A 19,689-nucleotide genomic window follows, 5' to 3' on the forward strand; every position below is an offset into this window, starting at 1 on the left:
TCGTACGCTCCGGTCATGAGCGACGACGACACGACCACCGAGCAGGACGACGTCCCTCGCTGGATGCTGGTGACCTCGGCGGTCGCGGGCTTCCTCCTGGAGCTCCTCACGTCCGGCAAGAGCTCCTCGACCTGGGGCTCGTCCTCGGACTCGTGCGGCTCCTCCGACGGCGGCAGCGACTGACCCGCCCCGGGCCGTGAACGACACAGGACGACCGGACACCTCCGAACGGTGCCGGAATGCGGTACCTGTGGTACCAGGCGAGCGGAGTCGGCCATGCCCATAAGCGCGAGCGAGGCCCGCAAGACCCTGTTCCCCCTCATCGAGCGGGTGAACAACGACCACACCCCGGTCCGCATCAGCTCCAAGGCCGGGGACGCGGTCCTGATGTCGGCCGACGACTACGACTCGTGGCAGGAGACCGTCCACCTCCTGCGCTCCCCCGCCAACGCCCGCCGCCTGATGGAGGCCGTCGCCCGCGACCGCGCCTCCGCCGGCGACGTCACCAAGAGCATGGAAGAGCTGCACGGCCTGGCCGGCGAGCAGTGAGGAGCGTCCCTTTCGACCCCGACGCCTGGGAGGACTTCCAGTCTCGGACTGAGACGCCCCCGCCCGCCCCGGCCGGGGCCGGACATGACGAAGGCCCCGCCGCCCCGGAGGGCTGCGGGGCCTTCGCCCACATGGGATGAGTGGAGATGGCGGGAATCGAACCCGCGTCCAACGGTGCAAAAGGAGGGCTTCTCCGAGCGCAGTCCGCTTCGATTTTCTCGGCCCCGGAGATCACGCGGACAAGTCTCCGACGGGCTCAGTCACTGTTTGGTTTCCCTCCGACCCCCGTGACCGGGGTTAGAGGTTTAGATCCCTAATTGACGCCAGGATCCGGGTCGGGATCGAGCCCGGGCTGACGCTCCTCACAGAGGCTTCTGCTCGTTACCTGAATCAGGCAGCGAGGGCGAAGCGGGAGTTATCGCTCTTGGTGTTGGCGATTATTTTTTGCGACACAGGGTTAACGAGATCATTGCCGCTTCCTCGGCTCGCTTCCCCTACTTCGACATCCGCTGTCGAAACCGATCATCCCCATGTTGATTTATCAAGCTGCGCCCCCACGCGTGAGGCACAGGGCACATCGTACAGAAACAACGCACGACCGTGCCAGCCTATTCCGGGTCGGCCGCCGGGCCGGGCACCGGCACACCACCGGAACACCGCCGGCACGACCACCGCGCCCGGCGGTCAGAGCGTGCCGCGCTCCTTGCGCTTGACGGCCGAGATGGCGCGGGCCGTCTCGCGGCGGTCCTGCTTCTCGCGCAGCGTCTGGCGCTTGTCGTACTCCTTCTTGCCCTTCGCCAGCGCGATCTCGCACTTGGCCCGGCCGTCCTTGAAGTACAGCGAGAGGGGCACGATCGTGTGACCCGTCTCCTGCGCCTTCGACTCCAGCTTGTCGATCTCGACCCGGTGGAGCAGCAGCTTCCGCTTGCGGCGGGCGCTGTGGTTGGTCCAGGTGCCCTGGCTGTACTCCGGCACGTGCACGTTGTGCAGCCACGCCTCGTGGCCGTCGATCTGCACGAAGCCGTCCACCAGCGAGGCCCGGCCCTGGCGCAGCGACTTGACCTCGGTGCCGGTCAGGACGAGACCGCACTCGTAGGTGTCGATGATCGCGTAGTCGTGCCGCGCCTTCTTGTTCTGGGCGATCAGCTTCCGCCCTTTTTCCTTAGCCATAGTGCGGTCATTTTCGCACTACGGGGCGGCCCCGAGGCCACCCAATACTCCTCGCGCCCGCTCCTCCGCGCCGTCCGCCGCCACCAGGTCGGGACTGATCCCCCTGCCGTCCAGGCTGCGGCCCGACGGAGTGCGGTAGTGGCCCACGGTCAGCTCGGCCACCGAGCCGTCCGGCAGCTCGGTCGGCATCTGCACCGAGCCCTTGCCGAAGGTCCGGGTGCCGACCGTCACCGCCCGTCCGCGGTCCTGCAGGGCGCCGGTGACGAGCTCGGCCGCGCTCATCGTCCCGCCGTCGATCAGGGCCACCAGCGGCCGCCGGGTGTCGCCGCCCCGGTCCGCGTAGAGGGCCCGCTGGGCTCCGCGGACGTCGTACGTGGCCACCAGGCCGCCGTCGAGGAAGGCGGAGGCGGCGGCGACGGCCTCGGTGACCAGGCCGCCGCGGTTGCCGCGCAGGTCGAGCAGCACCCCGGCGCCCGCCGGAGCCGTGCGCACGGCCTCGCGGACCCGCGCGCCGGAGCCCTTGGTGAAGGACCCGACCTTGATCATCACGACCCCGCCCGACAGCCGCGTCACGGTCACCGGTTCGCTGCTGAGCCGTTCCCGGACCAGGGTCTCGGTCCACGTGCGCGCGCCGCGCCGCAGGACGAGGACCACGGGCGTACCGGCTCCGGCGCGCTGCGCGTCGCCGCGCAGGAGCGCGACCACCTGGCCGGGCCGCAGGCCCGTGGCGCGGTGCCCGTCGACGCTCTCCAGCAGGTCCCCGGCCCGTACGCCGGCCCGTGCGGCGGGTCCGCCGGCCTGCACCCGGGCCACCCGGACGACGCCGTCCCGGCCGCGCTCGACGAAGATCCCGACGCCGGTGTAGTGGCCGTCGAGGGCCTGCTCGAACTCGGCGTACTCGGCATGGTCGTAGACCGCGCCCCAGCGGTCGCCGCTGCGGCTGACCACGTCCTCGGCGGCCTGCTTGCCGGACTTGCCGTCGGCCACGGCCGCGGCGGCGGCCCGCTCGACCGCGTCGCGGTAGGCGGCGGGGTCGACGTCCGACGGCACCGCCGGCGTACGCCCCTGGGCGCCCGTACGCCCCCCGGCCTCGGCGGAGGGCGCCGGCGGGAGTTCGCGGTCCCACCAGCCGCCGGCGGCCGCGGTCCCGAGCACGCCGAGTAAGACCCACGTCAAAGCGGCCCCGCGACGCAGGTCGCGGGGCCGGACACAGAAGGCTGAGCCACCCGGCATGGGGCCGAGTCTAGGACAACCCCCGGCGCGGAACCGGCGGTTCACGGTTCCGCTCCCGGGGCGCTCGTCACACCTTCAGGTACTTGCGCAGGGCGACGAAGGCCGCCATGGCTGGCATCAGCAGGCCGATGGCGAGCACCAGCGGCAGCTTGGTGACGACGTGGTCCCAGCCGATGAAGTTGATCAGCTCGAGCTTCTTCGACAGCGAGACGCCGTGGTCGATCACGAAGTACTGGCCGCAGACCAGCATCCCGCAGGCCACGAAGGCGCCGATGAGCCCGGCGAACGCGGCCTCGGCGATGAACGGCATCTGGATGTAGAAGCTGGAGGCGCCGACCAGCCGCATGATCCCGGTCTCCCGCCGACGGCTGAACGCCGAGACGCGCACCGTGTTGACGATCAGCAGCAGGGCGACGACGAGCATCACGAGCATGACGCCGAGCGCGGCCTTGTTGAGGATGTCGAGCAGCGAGAAGAGGTTGTCGAGGACACCGCGCTGGTCCTGCACCGACTGGACGCCGTCCCGGCCGGCGAAGGCGGTGGTGATGACCTTGTACTTCTCGGGGTCCTTGAGCTTGACCCGGAACGACTCCTGCATCTGGTCCGGGGTGACCGAGGTGACCAGCGGGGAGTCGCCGAACTGCTCCTTGTAGTGCTTGTAGGCCTGGTCGGCGGACTCGTACTGGACCGTCTCGACCAGGTCCATCTTCTTGAGGTCGGCCTCGATCTGCTTCTTCTGGTCGGGGGTCACCGCACCCTTGGTGCAGGTGGGGCTCCCGCCGGTCTCCGCCTCGTTCTTGTTGCAGAGGAAGATCGAGACGTTGACCTTGTCGTACCAGTAGCCCTTCATGGTGCTGACCTGGTCCCGCATCAGCAGGGAACCGCCGAACAGGGCCAGCGACAGGGCGACGGAGATGACGACCGCGAAGGTCATCGTGAGATTGCGGCGGAGACCGACGCCGATCTCCGACAGGACGAACTGGGCGCGCATGGCGTCCTTTCAGTGCTGGGGTTCAGACGCCGCGCGTCAGTGCTGGTAGCCGTAGACGCCGCGGGACTGGTCGCGGACGAGTCGGCCCTGTTCGAGTTCGATGACGCGCTTGCGCATCTGGTCGACGATCTGCTGGTCGTGCGTCGCCATGATCACGGTGGTGCCGGTCCGGTTGATCCGGTCCAGCAGCTTCATGATGCCGACGGAGGTCTGGGGGTCGAGGTTGCCGGTGGGCTCGTCCGCGATCAGCAGCTTCGGACGGTTCACGAAGGCGCGGGCGATCGCCACGCGCTGCTGCTCACCACCGGAGAGCTCGCCGGGCATGCGGTCCTCCTTGCCGCCCAGGCCGACCAGGTCGAGGACCTGCGGCACGGCCTTGCGGATCTCGCCGCGCGGCTTGCCGATGACCTCCTGGGCGAAGGCGACGTTCTGCGCCACCGTCTTGTTGGGCAGGAGGCGGAAGTCCTGGAAGACGGTCCCCAGTTGGCGCCGCATGTGCGGCACCTTCCAGTTGGAGAGTCTGGCGAGGTCCTTGCCGAGCACGTGCACCTGGCCGTGGCTGGCCCGCTCCTCGCGGAGGATCAGCCGCAGGAAGGTGGACTTGCCCGAGCCGGAGGAGCCGACGAGGAAGACGAACTCGCCCTTCTCGATCTCGAGGGACACGTCCCGCAGGGCGGGGCGGTTCTGCTTCGGGTAGGACTTGGAGACGCTGTCGAATCGGATCACGGGTGCACCACGGTCGGCCGGGAGTAGGTGTGCGTGACCATACGCGACCCGGCGCGAGGGTGGCAGCCTGCGACCGGAGATGCCTGATATGTCCCCGTTATCTGTGCGGATACGTCCGGTGCGCGGGCGGCCGGGGTGGCGATTGCCCCGACGGGCCGCGCCGAATGTCGCGGGAGCTGGCACAGTGGTAGTGGGAACCGTCCCGTTCCCGACAGCGTTCTGTGGAGGGACGAGAGGAGGATGGCGCATGACATATGACCGGCTCGTGTGCGCGAACTGCGCGGCACCCGTGAGCGAGGGTCGCTGCCCGGTGTGCCGGGCGAACCGGGAGCGCCTCCAGCAGGAGAGCCCCTTCGCCGGTCTCAACCCGATGGCGCTCGTCGCGCTCCTCGCGGTCCTGGCGGCCGCCGTGGCCCTGCTCGCGCGCTGACCAGCGCGTTCCGCGCGTCAGCGACGGCTTCGCGGGGATGCGGGCGCAGCTCGCCCATCACGCCGATCGTATGCAGGTAGCGGAAAGGGCCCGGAAGCATCGCTTCCGGGCCCTTTCCCCTACCTGCCTGCCGCCTGCTCGCGCGGGTCCGCGCCAGGCTCGTCCGCGTCAGGCTCGTCCGCGTCAGCTCTGGACGGTCTCCTGCTGCTTGCGCCAGCGGATGCCCGCCTCCAGGAAGCCGTCGATCTCGCCGTCGAGCACGGCCTGCGGGTTGCCGACCTCGAACTCGGTGCGCAGGTCCTTGACCATCTGGTACGGGTGCAGGACGTAGGAGCGCATCTGGTTGCCCCAGGAGCTGCCGCCGTCCTTGAGCGCGTCCATCTTGGCCTGCTCCTCCTGGCGGCGCCGCTCGAGCAGCTTGGCCTGGAGGACGTTCATGGCGCTGGCCTTGTTCTGGATCTGCGAGCGCTCGTTCTGGCAGGAGACCACGATGCCGGTCGGGAGGTGCGTGATGCGCACGGCCGAGTCGGTCGTGTTGACGCCCTGGCCGCCGGGGCCGGAGGCGCGGTAGACGTCCACGCGCAGCTCGGACTCGTCGATCTCGACGTGGTCGCTGGTCTCGACGACCGGGAGCACCTCGACGCCCGCGAAGGAGGTCTGGCGGCGGCCCTGGTTGTCGAAGGGCGAGATGCGCACCAGGCGGTGGGTGCCCTGCTCGACGGAGAGCGTGCCGTAGGCGTACGGGGCCTTGACCACGAAGGTGGTCGACTTGATGCCGGCCTCTTCCGCGTACGAGGTCTCGTACACCTCGGTCGCGTAGCCGTGCCGCTCGGCCCAGCGCAGGTACATGCGCTGGAGGCGCTCGGCGAAGTCGGAGGCGTCCACGCCACCGGCCTCGGCGCGGATGTTGACCAGCGCCTCGCGCTCGGCGTACTCGCCGGAGAGCAGGGTGCGGACCTCCATCTCGTCCAGCGCCTTGCGCACGGCGACGAGCTCGGCCTCGGCCTCGGCGCGGGTGTCCGCGTCGTCCATCTCCTCCGCGAGGTCGAAGAGGACCGCGAGGTCGTCGATGCGGCCGCGCAGGGTCTCGGTCTTGCGGACCTCGGCCTGGAGGTGCGAAAGCTTGCTCGTGATCTTCTGGGCGGCCTCCGGGTCGTCCCACAGGGACGGGGCGGCGGCCTGCTCCTCGAGCACGGCAATGTCTGCCCTCATCTTGTCGAGGTCCAGGACGGCCTCGATCGACCCCATGGTCGAGGAGAGGGACTTCAGCTCTTCGGAAACATCGACGACTGCCACGGGTCCAGCGTAACGGCTGCCGGGCCCGACGTTCCCCGGAGTACCACGACGGGGGCGCACCGGGGGCGCACGGGAGCGGCGCGCAGGCCGCCCCGGGGGTGCCGGGGAGGTGCGGCGGCGCCCGTCCGGGGGCCGTACGGAGCCCTCTCGGACCCCGGCCCCGCTGCCGCCCCGAGGCCCCCCACCTGCCGTCGGACGGCCGTACGGAAGGTCACGAACCCGCATCTCGGGAGGCGCGCGGGAGCCCGGACCCCGGGTGCGACAAGGGGCGCGTCCGGTATACGGACGTACCTGTCCGCACCCGGGGCACCGGCGGGGGACCCGGCGTACCCTTCGCTTATGACTCTTCTGCTCGTGATGCGACGCCACGTGGACTACATGCGCGTCACCACCATGAGCTGTCAGCCGCCGGACTGAACCTCAGCTTTCCTTTCCGTCTGCTTCGGTCCTGTTCCGCGGTCACGCAGCCCACGGCCCCTACCCCTTCACGCCGTGGGTCCCTCCTCGCCGCGCCCCGCCACCCTTGGGGGAACAGGGCCCCGTGACATCCGAAACGGAGCCGTCATGTCGTCCGCGCACCCCTCCTCCTCCCTCACCTCCTCCCTCCCGGTCCTCGACCTCTCCCTGGCCGACGATCCCGCCACCCGCGAGGACTTCCGCCGGCAGCTGCACGCGGCGGCCCGCGACACCGGGTTCCTGCACCTGACCGGCCACGGCGTGAGCGAGGCCGAGATGGCCCGCATCCTTGATGTGACCAGGGCGTTCTTCGCCCTGCCGGAGGCAGACCGGCTGGCTGTCAGCAACCTGAACTCCCCGCACTTCCGCGGCTACACCCGCATCGGCCACGAGCTCACCGGCGGCGCCTCCGACTGGCGCGACCAGCTCGACGTGGGCGCCGAGCGGGCCGCCCCGGCCGTCGGGCCGGCCGACCCGGCGTACCTGTGGCTGGAGGGGCCGAACCAGTGGCCCGAGGCGCTGCCGGAGCTGCGGACGGTGGTGCTGGACTGGCAGCGGCGGCTGGCGGCGGTCGCGCACCGGCTGCTGCAGGAGCTGCTCGCCTCGATCGGGGCGCCCGCGGACTTCTTCGACGCCGCCTTCGACCGGCCCCACCTGCACACCAAGCTGATCCGCTACCCCGGGTCCGCGCCGTCGGGCGCCGACCAGGGTGTGGGCGCGCACAAGGACTACGGGTTCCTGACTCTGCTGCTGCAGGACTCGGTGGGCGGCCTCCAGGTCGTCAAGGACGGCGGATTCGTGGACGTGCCGCCGCTGCCGGGGGCGTTCGTGGTGAACCTGGGTGAGCTGCTGGAGATCGCGACGGAGGGGTACCTGACCGCCACGGACCACCGGGTGGTGAGCCCTCCTGGTGCGACGGAACGTTTCTCTGTGCCGTTCTTCTACAACCCGCGGCTCGACGCCGTGATCGACACCGTCCCGGGCGACTACCTGGCGCACGCGCCGGGCGTCGCGCACGACGCGTCGAACCCGCTGCACGCGGAGTACGGCCGCAACGAGCTCAAGGGCTGGGTACGGGCCCACCCCGCGGTAGCCCGCAAGTGGCACCCGGAGCTCCTCGCGGCGTAACCCCGACGCCGCCGCCCCCGGGACTCCGCCCCGCCGCCGCGCCTCGAACGCCGGCGGGGCCGGAACTGCCACCGGCACATCCGGCCCGCGCGGCGTTTGAGCGCACCCGGCGCGCAGCGCCAGGGCCCGGAGTCGGGAGGGTCAGGGGGTCGAGGGGGCCGAGCGCTCCGTGCCGGAAGAGGGCGGCGCGGACGAGTCGTCCGCGGAGGCGGCCAGCCACCCGACCCCGACCGCCGCGGCGAGCAGCAGCGACACCGTCGTCAGGACGAGCCGCCGCTTGCGGACCGCGTCCGCCCGGTGCCGCGCGGACCCCGGCCTCGGCGCCCCCGCCGCCCGCGGCACCCGGGCCGTCCCGAGCGCCCCGCCCGCGAGCTCGTCGGGCCCGGGCACCCGCATCGAGGTGTGCGTGTCGCGGTTGGAGTCCGCCGAGGAGCCCCGCACCAGCGGCACCGCCCCGCGCCGCCGCACCGGCTCGCCGTCCCCGGCGGCCTGCGGCGCCTCGTCGTGCGCCGGCTCCCGCTCCTCCTCCACGTCGTCCGGCTCGTCCACGTCCAGCGGCGGCATCCCCGCCAGCATCGGCAGCAGGTCCCGCAGCCGCACGGACAGCTCGGAGGCCCGCAGCCGGGACGCGGGGGCCTTGGCCAGGCACTGGACCATCAGCTGCCACAGCTCGTCGGGGATGCCGGGCAGCGGGACGACGGTCTCCGTGACGTGCCGGCGCAGCACCGCCCCGGGGTGCCCGCCGCCGAACGGCGTGAATCCGGCGAGCAGCTCGTAGAGCACCGTCGCGAGGGCGTAGATGTCCACCGCCGCCCGCGGCGGCAGGCCCTCGACGATCTCGGGCGCGAGGTAGTCGGGCGTACCGATGATCCGCGTCCGGGAGGAGGTCGGCCCGGACGTGCCGGCCCCCGCCCGCGCGGGCGTGTCGATCAGCTTGGCCACGCCGAAGTCGGTGAGCAGCGCCGGGTGCGCCCCGCCGGGGCCGAGCGGCCCCTGCATGTCGAGGAGGACGTTCTCCGGTTTGACGTCGCGGTGCACCACGCCGGCCCGGTGCGCGAAGGCGAGCGCGTCGGCCACGTCGGCCACGATCGCGACCGCGGCCTCGGGGGCCAGCCGGCGCTCGCGGTCGAGCCGGGTGCGCAGGTCCGTACCGCGGACGAGGTCCATGACGAGCGCGAGGTCGTCGCCGTCCACGACGAGGTCGCGCACGCCCACGACGTTCGGGTGGTCGAGGCCGAGCAGCGCGCTGCGCTCCTGGACGAAACGGCCGACCAGCTCCTGGTCGGACGCGAGGTCTTCGCGGAGCAGCTTGACGGCGACGGGCCCGTCCGGCCCCTCGCCCAGCCACACCGTGCCGGCACTGCCGCGCCCCAGGATCTGGTGGGCGGTGTACCGGCTGCCGATCTTCCGTGCCACGACTGCTCCCTCAGCGGCTGGCGTACGGACCAAAGCTACGCGGCCGGGAGGGGGTTGGAGGCCCCGGATCGCGGCGACCTTCACTTCTGCGGGCGAAATCACGTCCCAGAAGTCGACAAATCTACGAACTCGGTCCCCGAACCCGGCGTGCCGCGGGCCCGAAGGGGGACCGGAGGACCCGGCCGGCGCCCCCGCCCGGGACCCCGGGGAACGCCGAAGGCCGCACCGGCGGGATGCCGGGTGCGGCCTTCGGGTGCGGCGTGCACGGGGTCCCCGGTCCGGGCCGGACCGGGGCGGGCGCGTCAGGAGCCGGCGGAGCTCCCGCCGCCACCGCCGCTGACGCTGCTCCCGAGGTCGCCGACGAAGTCGACGATGTCGGAGCCCCAGCTCCACAGCTGGTCCCACCAGCCCTTGCCGGTGCCGATCCACTCCTGCAGCGGCGTCAGCTCCCAGATGAGCCAGCCCGCGACGAAGAAGAGCAGGATCGTGAACAGGCAGCCCTTGAGGCAGCCCAGGCCAGGGATCCGCATCGGGTTCGCACTGCGGCGGCGCGGCTCGCGCGGCTCGGGCGCGGGCCGTGCCGGGGCCTGCGGCCGCTGCGGGGCGGCCGGGGGAGCCTGGTACGGCTGGGGCTGGGGCGCCTGCTGGTACGCGGGCGGCGGGGCCTGCCGGTACGGCTGGGCCGGCTGCTGCGGGGCCTGGTAGTGCGGGGGCTGCGGCGGGTACGGCCGCTGCGGGTGCTGCTGCTGCTGCGGCGGCTGGTAGGGCTGCTGGTACCCCTGCTGCGGGGCCTGGTTGTACGGCTGGGGTCGCCGCGGCGCCTGCTGCGGTCGGGCCGGCGGCGGCGGCGCCTGGCGCTGCGGGCGACGGCGCAGCGGGTCCTCGCTGGGGTCGAGGTACTGGATCTGCGTCTGCTCGTTGCGCTCGCGGGCCGCCTGCAGCTGCGACTGCCACGGGTGCGGGTTGTCCGGCCGCTCGACGGGCGGCATGACGGCCGTGGGGTCGGCCTGCGGGGCGCCCGCGCCGGCACCCACCGGCGGCAGGACGGAGGTCGCGTCCTCGGAGCCGCCGGGGCCGCCCGGGGCGCCGATCGGCGGCAGCACGGAGGTCGCGGCGTTCGGGTCGTACGCGCCCTGGGCGCCGTACGAGGAGCCCGGCGCGGCGGAGCCGCTGGGCAGCACCTGCGTCGCGTCGGCCGCTCCCGGGGTCTCGGGGACCGGCGCCGGCGCCGGGTCCGGCGCGAGCAGCGCGCCCACGCCGAGGGCGGCCTCGACCTCGGACGGGGAGGAGTGCACGCCGATGCCCGCCGCGACCACGCGCAGGCCGCGGGCCAGGCTCTGGGCGCTGGGCCGCTCGTCCGGCTCCTTGCGCAGGCAGCGCTCGATGACGGTCCACAGCGGTTCGGGCAGCGTGGAGGGGCGCTGCGGCTCCTCGCTGAGGTGGCGGTGCAGGACCTCCAGCGCGGTGCCGCCCGCGAACGGGGGCCGGCCCGTGACCAGCTCGTAGAGCAGGATGCCGGCGCCGTAGATGTCGACGGCGGAGGTCTGCGGGCGGCCCTCGGCGGACTCGGGGGCGACGTAGGCGGGGGTGCCGACGAACTCGTGGGTGCGGGTCAGGCCCGGGGAGTCCGCCAGGCGGGCGATGCCGAAGTCGGTCAGCATCGGCCGCATCCGGCCGTCCCGCTCGTCGACCAGGACGTTCGCGGGCTTGAGGTCGCGGTGGACGACGCCGTCGGCGTGGCTGGCGGCGAGCGCGTCGGCGATCTGGGCGGTGAGCAGGCTGGCGGCGACCGGTGTGAACGGGCCGTTCTCGCGCAGGTACTTGTGCAGGTCCGGACCGTCGATCAGGTCCATGACCAGGGCCAGCAGGTCGCCCTCCACGACGAGGTCGCGGGTGCGCACGATGTTGGGGTGGGTCAGGCGGAGCAGGACCGAGCGCTCGCGCAGGAAGCGCATCACGACGTCGGCGTCGTTGGCGAGCTCCTCCTTGAGCACCTTGATGGCGACGGTCTCCCCGGGCTGACCGGGCACGGCCGCCTCGGCGCCCGCGGTCTCCCGCTGGCGGGCACGCCAGACGGTCCCGGTGGCACCGCGACCCAGCGGCTCCTCCAGGAGGTACTTGCTGCCGACTGGCCGCACGTCACGCGCTCCCTGCTGTCAGTTTTCGTTCCGTGCCACTTTAGGGGGTGGCACCCCGGAAGACGCGGGGCTCGGAGTGTTGGTTGCCGTACATATGTGCGGCGGGTGATCACCACCGGGACCCGCGCCCCGCGATCGCGGCAGGTCGGCGGCACCACCAGGGGCGCATCGGCGCGAGGACGCCCCGGGGCGCGCGCCGGGGCGCCCATGACGACGGATGTGTGACGGTTCACGTCCGGATTTGCACGGCGGGACGATCGATCAAGATCATTTGTTGGCGGGTGCCGGGCGTGTTGTCGGCGGCAAGTGCGAGGATGCATCCCGTACGGAACCGCGGAGTCGGGAGCTCCCCGGTCCGGCAGACCTGACCGGGCGTCGCACGCCCGTGCCGGGCGGGGGGATCCAGGGACAGCGGGCCCGTTCCCTGCCGGGGCACGGCGGTGCACCCGGGCGCACCGCGCAGAAGGGACCGCTGAGGGCCATGCAGATCCGGCTCACCGTCCTGGGGCCGCGCAGCGGCCACCAGACCGCGACCTGTGACGTGCTCGTGACCGCGCCGGCCGGCACTCCGCTGGCCGCGGTGGCCTCGGGCCTGGCCGCGACCGTCGGCGGCCCCGACACGGGCGGCACCGTGATCCTCTACGCCGGTCAGGACCGGCTCGACCCGCAGCGCCGGATACTCGGCGAACCGCCCCTGGTCGACGGGGCGGTGCTGTCCCTGCACGTGCCGGCCTGCGAGGACGACCCGGCCGACGACGCCGCGGCGCGGCTGCACGTGGTGGCCGGCCCGGACGCGGGCGGCGTGCACCTGCTGCACGGCGGCCGGATCAGCGTCGGCCGCTCCGCCGACGCCGACGTGCCGCTGGACGACCCCGACGTCTCGCGCGTGCACTGCGCGGTGACCGTGGCCGAGGACGGCCGGGTCGCGGTGGCCGACCTGGACTCCACCAACGGCACCGTCCTCGACGGCCGCCCGCTCGGGCGCACGCCCGTCGCGCTGCCGCCGGGCGCGCTGCTGCGCGTGGGCGAGTCCACCCTGCGCCTGGCGCCCCCGACCGCGGTCGCGGCCCTCGCGACGACCCCGGACGCCGAGGGCCACCTGCGCGTCCACGTCCCCGGCGACCCGGAGGGGGCGGGCGCCGCTCCCGGCGGCAGCGGACCGGGGGCCGGCGGCGCCGGCACGGCAGGCTCCGGCGGCGGCCGCCCCGCGTCCCCCGTCCCGTCGGGCGACCACACGCACGGCCACCGGGTCCCGGGGGCCGTCGACACCGGCCCGGCCGGCGCCCCCGGTCACGCGACCGCGGCGGCCGCGCCGACACCGCACGCCCGCCAGCACCCCGTGGCCGAGGACGCGGAGGCCGACGAGCCCCCGGTCCGCCGGCGGTACGGGACGATCAGCTCCGCCACGCACCTCGTCGACCCGTACGCCGACCGGGGCACCACCGGGCACGGTCCCGCGGACCCCGACCACCAGGCCACGCAGGGGCGCGGCCGGACGTACGCCGACGCCGCCCGGGGCCCGGCCGGCGGGCACGGACAGCCCGCCGGCGCCGGCCACGGACCCGCACGGGACGCCGGCATCCCCGCCGAGGGCCCGCCCGCCGCGCAGCCCGCCGGCCCCGGCCGTGCCGGGCACCGCCCCGACCACCCGACGGCCGGCCCGCACCCGGCGGCCGGCCCGCACCCGGCCGCCCCGGTCTCCACCGCGGCGCCGCAGCACTACGGGCACATCCCCCAGCAGCCCTCCCCCGGCCACCGCTCGGTCCCGGGCGCGCAGGCGTCCGCCCCGCAGCACCCCGGGCACGCCCCGCAGCACCCCGCCGCCGGACCCGGCCACCCCTCCACGGCCCCCCGGGCGCAGACCCCGGGCACCGCGACCGGCGCCCAGCACCCCCGCTCCGCCCCCGGCCCCGCAGGCGGAGGTCCGCGGGTGCCCGGAGGCGTGGCACCGGGCCTCCCCGACGGCGGGCCGGCCGCCGGTACCCCCGCCGGCCGCGCGGACGAGGCCGCGGAGGCACCGCGGCGGAAGCGCGGGCTCGGGGCCTGGGCACGGCGGTGGGCGGGACGGGACGGGCAGGAGACCGCCGCCGGACCCGAGCAGGCCCCCGCCGCCCCCGACACCCGTACCGACGACCACCGCCCCGACGCGGCGGAGCTGCTGCTGACCGCCCTCGGCCCCGGCCCCCGGCTGTGGGAGCGCGGCCGCCGGCACCCCGAAGCGCTGGAGGTGCGCCTCGGCTTCGGCGTCGCCGCGCCGCTGCGCTCCTGCGGGGGACTGGGCCTGGCCGGCCCCCGGGCCCGGCTCGCCGGGCTGGCCCGCTCCGTACTGGCGCAGCTCGCCGCCCTGCACGCCCCGCGGGACCTGGAGATCGTGCTGATCAGCACCGACCGGGCGCGGCCGCTCCCGGACCGCCGCGCGGAGTGGGCCTGGCTCGGCTGGCTGCCGCACGTGCGCCCCGGACACGGCCAGGACTGCCGGCTGCTGCTCGCGTACGACAAGGACCAGGCCGCCGCCCGGACCGCGGAGCTCACCCGGCGGCTGGACGAGGGTGCCCTCGGCCCCCAGTGGGCCTCGCAGCCCCGGGAGGCGGTCGCCGCGGCCGCCGCCGCGTACACGGGCCCGTACACCGTGCTCGTGCTCGACGGGGACCCCGGCCCGGGCCCGCTGCGCGACACCGTCGCGCGGCTCGCGGGGCACGGTCCGGCGGCGGGCGTCCACGTCCTGTGCCTCGCCGAGGCGCCCTCGGCCTCGCCCGCCTCGCCGCTGGACGAGACGTACGAGACCGCCTGCGCCGCCTCCCCCGCCTTCCGCGAATGCGGTGCGGCCGCCCTGCTCAGCGGCGACGTCGCCACGGCCGTACGGTTCCTGCCCGTCCGGGGCGGCCGGCCCGCCGGGCACGGGCAGCTGGTCACGGCCGACGCGGTCTCGGCCGCGTGGGCCGAGCGGTTCGCCCGCGCCCTGGCCCCGCTGCGCGCGGACTGCGCGGGCCCGGAACCGCAGCGGCCGGCCGCCGCGGCGCTGCCCGCCGCGGCCCGGCTGCTGGACGAGCTGGGCCTGGCCCGGGCCACGCCCGCGTCCCTGATGGCCCGTTGGGCCGCGGCCACCGAACAGGGCCAGGAGGTCGGCGGGCTCGCCGAGCTGGTGCTGGGCGGCGGCCGCCGGGGGCCGGTGGGCGCCGAACTCGTCGCCGAGGGCCCGCACCTGCTCATCGAGGGTCCGCCCGGCAGTGGCCGCACCGAGCTGCTGCGCTCCGTCGCGGCCTCGCTGGCCGCGGGCGCCCGCCCGGACCGGCTGGGTCTCGTGCTGCTCGACGGGGCGGGCGGCGAGCGCGGCGGGGGCCTCCAGCCGTGCACGGAGCTGCCGCACGTGTCGGCGCACCTGGTGGCCGCGGACCCGGTGCGGATGCGCGAGTTCGCCCAGGCCCTGGGCGCGGAGCTCAAGCGGCGGGCGGAGCTGCTGGACGGGGTGCCGTTCGCCGACTGGCACGCGGCCCGGGCGCTGCCCGAGGGCCGCGAGGGGGCGGCCCGGGTGGTGGCCCCGCGCCGGCCCGGCCCGGCGGAGTCGACCGGCGACCTCGATCCGGCGCGCACGGGCACCCTGCGGCTGCGCGCCGCGGCCGTCCGGACGGAAGTGGGCCCGACGCCGCTGCCGCGGCTGGTGGTGCTGGTGGACGACTACGACGCGCTGGTCGCCCCCGCCCTGGGCAGTACGGGCCGGCCGGCCGCGGGGTCGGTCGTGCGCGCGCTGGAGGCGGTGGCCCGGGACGGGGCGCGGCTCGGCGTGCACCTGGTGGCCACCACGTCGAGACCGGACCGTACGGCGGACACGGAGCTGGGCCGGGCCGCGGGGCTGCGGGTCGAGCTGGCGTCCGTACCGGCGACCGGGGGCGGGGCGGACCGGCCCGCGCCGGGGCGGGGGGTGCTGCGGTACCCGGACGGGCGGACCACGTCGTTCCAGGGCGGGCGGGTGACGGGGCGGATACCCCGTACGGCGACGCAGCGGCCGACGGTGGTGCCGGTGGAGTGGGAGCGGATGGGGGACCCGCCGGCCCGGAGGCCGGTGCGGGAGCTGGGGAACGGGCCCACGGATCTGGCGCTGCTCGCCAGTGCGCTGGACCGGGCGTCGCATCTGGTGTCGGCCGTACCGGTGCTCTTTCCTGCGGCGCCTTAGGAGGGTCCGGCCCCGGCCGGGTCGGGTCCCGGCCGGGTCGGGTCCCGGCCGGGTCGGGTGCCGTGCCGGCCTGGTGGGCGCTCCTTTGCGGTGGGCCCGGTTGAGGCGTGGGGACTGGCCGGGTGCGGCCCCGAGGGGGAGCACGCCGCGGCAGACGCCCCCCGGACGCGGTATTGCGTCGTCGTGGGGGCGGGCGTAGACCTGGGGGATCGGAATTCCGGGAGACGGGGGCAGTCACGTGCGAAGCCGAGACCGAAACCGAAACCGAAACGGCGTCCGCGGGAACACGGGCGTGCGTGCCTGGGTGGTGCTGGCCGCCGCCGGGGCGCTCGTGCTCACCGCCTGCGACAGCGACGGCGGCAGCAGCGGGCCGAGCGGGAGCGGGTCACCGAGTGCGACCGGCGCCGGGACGACGGTCCGGTTACCGGACCTGACCGGCCAGCAGGTGTCGGTGGCCGCGGTGTGGACGGGACCGGAACAGGCCAACTTCACCAAGGTGCTGAAGGAGTTCGAGAAGCGCACGGGGGCGAAGACCGCCTTCGTCCCGGCCCAGGACCCCATCGTCACCTTCCTCGGCACCAAGATCGCCGGTGGCCAGCCGCCGGACGTGGCCCTGCTCCCGCAGGTGGGCGCCCTGGCCCAGGCGGTGGAGAAGAAGTGGGCCCAGCCCGTGGGCAAGGAGGCCCAGGCCCAGCTGGACGACAACTACGCCGACGGCTGGAAGAAGCTGGGCCAGGTCGGCGGCACCCAGTACGGCGTGTACTTCAAGGCCGCCAACAAGTCGCTGGTCTGGTACAACACCCGGGCCTTCGACAACGCGGGCATCTCCGGGACCCCGCGCACCTGGCAGGAGTTCCTCAAGGCCGCCGACGAGCTGTCCGCCTCCGGCACGCCCCCGGTGTCGGTGGGCGGCGCGGACGGCTGGACCCTGACGGACTGGTTCGAGAACGTCTACCTCTCCCAGGCCGGCCCGGAGAAGTACGACAAGCTGGCCCGCCACGAGCTGAAGTGGACCGACCCGAGCGTCACGCAGGCCCTGACCACCCTGGCCCAGCTCTTCGGCCGCAAGGACTTCCTGGCGGGCGGTCAGAGCGGCGCACTGGCCACGGAGTTCCCGAAGTCGGTGACGCAGACCTTCACGGGCGGCGACCGGCCGGGCGCGGCGATGGTGTTCGAGGGCGACTTCGTGGCCGTGAACATCGCCCAGACCCAGGCGAAGATCGGCACGGACGCGAAGGTGTTCCCGTTCCCGGCGGTCGGCAAGGACGCGCCGGTGGTCTCCGGCGGTGACATGGCGGTGGCGCTGAAGCCCTCCCGGGGGGCGCAGGCGCTGCTGACGTTCCTGGCCTCCCCGGACGCGGCAGCCGTGTGGGCCAAGGAGGGCGGGTTCATCTCGCCGAACCGGAACCTGGACCCGGCGGCCTACCCCGACGACATCCAGCGGGGCATCGCCAAGGCGCTGGTATCGGCCGGCGACGACTTCCGCTTCGACATGTCGGACCAGGCCCCGGCGTCCTTCGGCGGCACCCCGGGGGCCGGTGAGTGGAAGGCCCTGCAGGACTTCCTGAAGAACCCGAAGGACATCGCCGGGACCCAGGCGCGGCTGGAGTCCGACGCGGCCAAGGCCTACGGGCACTGATCCCCGTGTCCGGCACTCCGGAACGGACCGCGCCCGTCCCCGGGACGGCCCCCCGCGACCCGCGGCGGGCCGCCCGGAACCGGCGGCTGACGGTGGCCGCCCTGTTCCTGCTGCCCGCGCTGGTGCTGCTCGGGGCGCTGGTCGTGCACCCCATCGGCTACTCCGTCTACCGCAGCCTGTTCGACCGTACGGGCGACCGGTTCGCGGGGCTGGACAACTACCGGAGGCTGTTCACCGACGAGGCCACCCGCACGGCACTGGGCAACACCGCGGTGTGGGTGGTCGTCGCCCCGGTCGTGGCCACCGCGCTGGGCCTGGTCTTCGCGGTGCTGACCGAACGGGTGCGCTGGGGCACGGCGTTCAAGCTGCTGGTGTTCATGCCCATGGCGATCTCGATGCTGGCGGTGGGGATCATCTTCCGGCTGGTCTACGAGCAGGACCCGGACCGGGGCGTGGCCAACGCGGTGTGGGTCGGGGTGCACGACACGTTCGCCCCGTCCTCGGCGTTCCCGCGGGCCCGGCCGCGCCCGGACGCCTCCCTGGTCCCGGCCCCGGGCGGCGGGTACGTGACGCGGGCGCCGGTACGGGCCGGGGTGCCGGTGCTGCTCCCGCTGGTCGGCGTACCGCCCGAGGCGCTGCCGGACGGCACCCGGCCGGCCCGGCCGGCGGCCGCGGAGTCCGGGAAGGTGACCGGCACGACGTGGCAGGACTTCACCCGGGGCGGCGGGGGCCGGCGCGACGCGGTGGACCCGCGCGAGTCCGGGTACGCGGGCATGCGCGTCGAGGCCGTCCGGGACGGCCGCGTGGTGGCGGCCACGAAGGCCCGCGCGGACGGCACGTTCACGCTCCCCGCGGCCGCCGACGGGGCGGTGCTGCGGCTGCCCGCGGCGAACTTCCGCGAGCCGTACGCGGGCGTGGAGTGGCTCGGCCCGGCGCTGGTGACGCCCGCGGTGATCGGCGCGTACGTGTGGATGTGGGCCGGGTTCGCGATGGTGCTGATCGCGGCCGGGCTGGCGGCGGTGCCGCGGGAACTGCTGGAGGCGGCCCGGGTGGACGGCGCCAACGAGTGGCAGGTGTTCCGGCGGGTCACGGTGCCGCTGCTGGCGCCGGTGCTCGCGGTGGTGCTGGTCACCCTCGTGATCAACGTGATGAAGATCTTCGACCTGGTGTTCGTGATCGCTCCGGGCTCGGTGCAGGACGACGCGAACGTACTGGCCCTGCAGTTGTACCGGACCTCCTTCGGCACCGACGCCGACCAGGGCGTGGGCTCGGCGATCGCGGTGCTGCTGCTGGTGCTGGTGGTGCCGGTGATGTGGTTCAACATCCGCCGCATGCGACGGGAGGCCCGCCGATGAGTGCCGTACCGCAGGCGACCGGAGGCCGGCCGGCCCGGGCCGCGGCGCCCGCCGCCCCGTCCCGGGGCGGCGTCGTCACCCGGCTGGCGGCGCGCGCCGCGAGCGGCGGGACGCGGGTCTTCCTCGTGCTCGCGGCCGCGTTCTGGCTGCTCCCCACGATCGGCCTGCTGGCCTCCTCGTTCCTGGCCCCCGACGACCTCAGCTCCGGCGGCTGGTGGCAGGTGCTGACCGCACCCGCACGGCTGACCACCGAGAACTACGCCCACCTGCTGTCCGACGACCGGATCACCCGCTCCCTGGTGAGCACCGTCCTCATCACCGTGCCGGCCACGCTGCTGGTGCTCGCCCTCGGGGCGTTCGCCGGGTACGCCTTCGCGTGGCTGGAGTTCCCGGGCCGCGACGCCCTGTTCCTCGTGGTGGTGGCGCTGCTGGTGGTGCCGGTGCAGGTGGCGCTGATCCCGGTGTCGGAACTCTTCGGCGCCATCGGGCTGTTCGAGACCACGGCCGGTGTGGTGGTGTTCCACACCGCGTTCGGGCTGCCCTTCGCGGTGTTCCTGCTGCGCAACTTCTTCGCCGAGATCCCGCGCGAGCTGCTGGAGGCGGCCCGCCTGGACGGGGCCGGCGAACTGCGCCTGTTCGCACGGGTGGTGCTGCCGCTGGGCGGGCCGGCGATCGCCTCACTGGGCATCTTCCAGTTCCTGTGGGTGTGGAACGACATGCTGGTCGCGCTGGTCTTCGCCGACTCCACCCGGCCGCCGATCACGGTCGCGCTGCAGCAGCAGGTCCGGCAGTTCGGCAACAACATCGACGTGCTGGCGCCCGGGGCGTTCATCTCGATGGTGGTGCCGCTCGTGGTGTTCTTCGCGTTCCAGCGGCAGTTCGTGACCGGGGTGCTGGCCGGCGCCGTCAAGTAGGGGAACGGGGCGGGGCGATCTTGTAATCGGACGGGTAACCCGGTTGCCACGCCCCGCGTAACCCGATCACCCGACCA

Annotated in this window: 15 protein-coding genes and 1 other RNA gene; 8 read left to right on the forward strand and 8 right to left on the reverse strand. The window is 74.3% G+C overall.

Going from position 1 to position 19,689, the window contains the following annotated elements:
* Positions 1-15: 15 nt before the first annotated feature.
* Together IF43_RS41685 and IF43_RS0117845 are read left to right on the forward strand one after the other, a co-directional pair.
* Positions 16-183, forward strand: coding sequence for a hypothetical protein (locus IF43_RS41685; protein WP_158939390.1), 168 nt, complete (start codon positions 16-18; stop codon positions 181-183).
* A 93-nt stretch (positions 184-276) separates the two neighbouring features.
* Complete coding sequence (locus IF43_RS0117845; protein ID WP_030201228.1) at positions 277-549, forward strand: type II toxin-antitoxin system Phd/YefM family antitoxin; 273 nt, start codon at positions 277-279, stop codon at positions 547-549.
* Positions 550-687: 138 nt separating this feature from the next.
* On the opposite strand, the gene ssrA is transcribed toward IF43_RS0117845, so the two are convergent.
* The 5 genes from ssrA to ftsE all read right to left on the reverse strand — a co-directional run bounded on the left by ssrA (position 688) and on the right by ftsE (position 4,669).
* Positions 688-1,079: a transfer-messenger RNA gene (gene ssrA, locus IF43_RS38715) on the reverse strand.
* Between the two features lie 154 nt (positions 1,080-1,233).
* Entirely contained in the window at positions 1,234-1,719 is a 486-nt protein-coding gene (smpB, locus tag IF43_RS0117850) for an SsrA-binding protein SmpB (RefSeq protein WP_030201231.1), read from the reverse strand.
* An 18-nt stretch (positions 1,720-1,737) separates the two neighbouring features.
* Positions 1,738-2,952, reverse strand: a complete 1,215-nt coding sequence (locus IF43_RS0117855) for a S41 family peptidase (protein ID WP_030201235.1) — start codon at positions 2,950-2,952, stop codon at positions 1,738-1,740.
* 67 nt (positions 2,953-3,019) lie between these two features.
* Complete coding sequence (gene ftsX, locus IF43_RS0117860; protein ID WP_030201237.1) at positions 3,020-3,943, reverse strand: permease-like cell division protein FtsX; 924 nt, start codon at positions 3,941-3,943, stop codon at positions 3,020-3,022.
* 36 nt (positions 3,944-3,979) lie between these two features.
* Positions 3,980-4,669, reverse strand: coding sequence for a cell division ATP-binding protein FtsE (gene ftsE / locus IF43_RS0117865; protein WP_030201247.1), 690 nt, complete (start codon positions 4,667-4,669; stop codon positions 3,980-3,982).
* A 247-nt stretch (positions 4,670-4,916) separates the two neighbouring features.
* On the opposite strand from ftsE, the gene IF43_RS0117870 reads away from it, so the two are divergent.
* Positions 4,917-5,099 (forward strand): hypothetical protein, encoded by a 183-nt coding sequence (locus tag IF43_RS0117870; RefSeq protein WP_030201249.1) that lies wholly within the window; start codon positions 4,917-4,919, stop codon positions 5,097-5,099.
* Between the two features lie 183 nt (positions 5,100-5,282).
* On the opposite strand, the gene prfB is transcribed toward IF43_RS0117870, so the two are convergent.
* The gene (prfB, locus tag IF43_RS0117875; protein WP_030201252.1) at positions 5,283-6,395 is read right to left on the reverse strand and encodes a peptide chain release factor 2; all 1,113 of its coding nucleotides are present in this window, start codon (positions 6,393-6,395) and stop codon (positions 5,283-5,285) included.
* Positions 6,396-6,959: 564 nt separating this feature from the next.
* Between prfB and IF43_RS0117880 the strand changes: the two genes are divergently transcribed.
* Positions 6,960-7,979: an isopenicillin N synthase family oxygenase gene (locus tag IF43_RS0117880; protein ID WP_030201255.1), complete on the forward strand. Its 1,020-nt coding sequence runs from the start codon at positions 6,960-6,962 to the stop codon at positions 7,977-7,979.
* A gap of 141 nt (positions 7,980-8,120) precedes the next feature.
* Here IF43_RS0117880 and IF43_RS0117885 read toward each other — a convergent pair whose 3' ends face one another.
* Together IF43_RS0117885 and IF43_RS0117890 are read right to left on the reverse strand one after the other, a co-directional pair.
* On the reverse strand, positions 8,121-9,395 hold the full coding sequence (locus IF43_RS0117885) for a serine/threonine-protein kinase (RefSeq protein WP_030201257.1): 1,275 nt from the start codon (positions 9,393-9,395) through the stop codon (positions 8,121-8,123).
* Positions 9,396-9,697: 302 nt separating this feature from the next.
* Positions 9,698-11,533, reverse strand: a complete 1,836-nt coding sequence (locus IF43_RS0117890; RefSeq protein ID WP_030201258.1) for a serine/threonine-protein kinase — start codon at positions 11,531-11,533, stop codon at positions 9,698-9,700.
* 481 nt (positions 11,534-12,014) lie between these two features.
* Between IF43_RS0117890 and IF43_RS0117895 the strand changes: the two genes are divergently transcribed.
* The 4 genes from IF43_RS0117895 to IF43_RS0117910 all read left to right on the forward strand — a co-directional run bounded on the left by IF43_RS0117895 (position 12,015) and on the right by IF43_RS0117910 (position 19,612).
* Complete coding sequence (locus IF43_RS0117895) at positions 12,015-15,704, forward strand: FHA domain-containing protein (RefSeq protein WP_030201260.1); 3,690 nt, start codon at positions 12,015-12,017, stop codon at positions 15,702-15,704.
* 292 nt (positions 15,705-15,996) lie between these two features.
* Positions 15,997-17,343, forward strand: coding sequence for an ABC transporter substrate-binding protein (locus tag IF43_RS0117900; RefSeq protein WP_234332271.1), 1,347 nt, complete (start codon positions 15,997-15,999; stop codon positions 17,341-17,343).
* Between the two features lie 86 nt (positions 17,344-17,429).
* Positions 17,430-18,698 (forward strand): ABC transporter permease subunit, encoded by a 1,269-nt coding sequence (locus tag IF43_RS0117905; RefSeq protein WP_234332289.1) that lies wholly within the window; start codon positions 17,430-17,432, stop codon positions 18,696-18,698.
* The gene (locus tag IF43_RS0117910) at positions 18,695-19,612 is read left to right on the forward strand and encodes a carbohydrate ABC transporter permease (RefSeq protein ID WP_030201269.1); all 918 of its coding nucleotides are present in this window, start codon (positions 18,695-18,697) and stop codon (positions 19,610-19,612) included. Before IF43_RS0117905 ends, IF43_RS0117910 begins: the two co-directional genes overlap by 4 nt.
* The last annotated feature ends 77 nt before the right edge of the window (positions 19,613-19,689 follow it).

The organism is Streptomyces sp. NRRL S-87, from assembly GCF_000719335.1.
Lineage (GTDB): Bacteria > Actinomycetota > Actinomycetes > Streptomycetales > Streptomycetaceae > Streptomyces.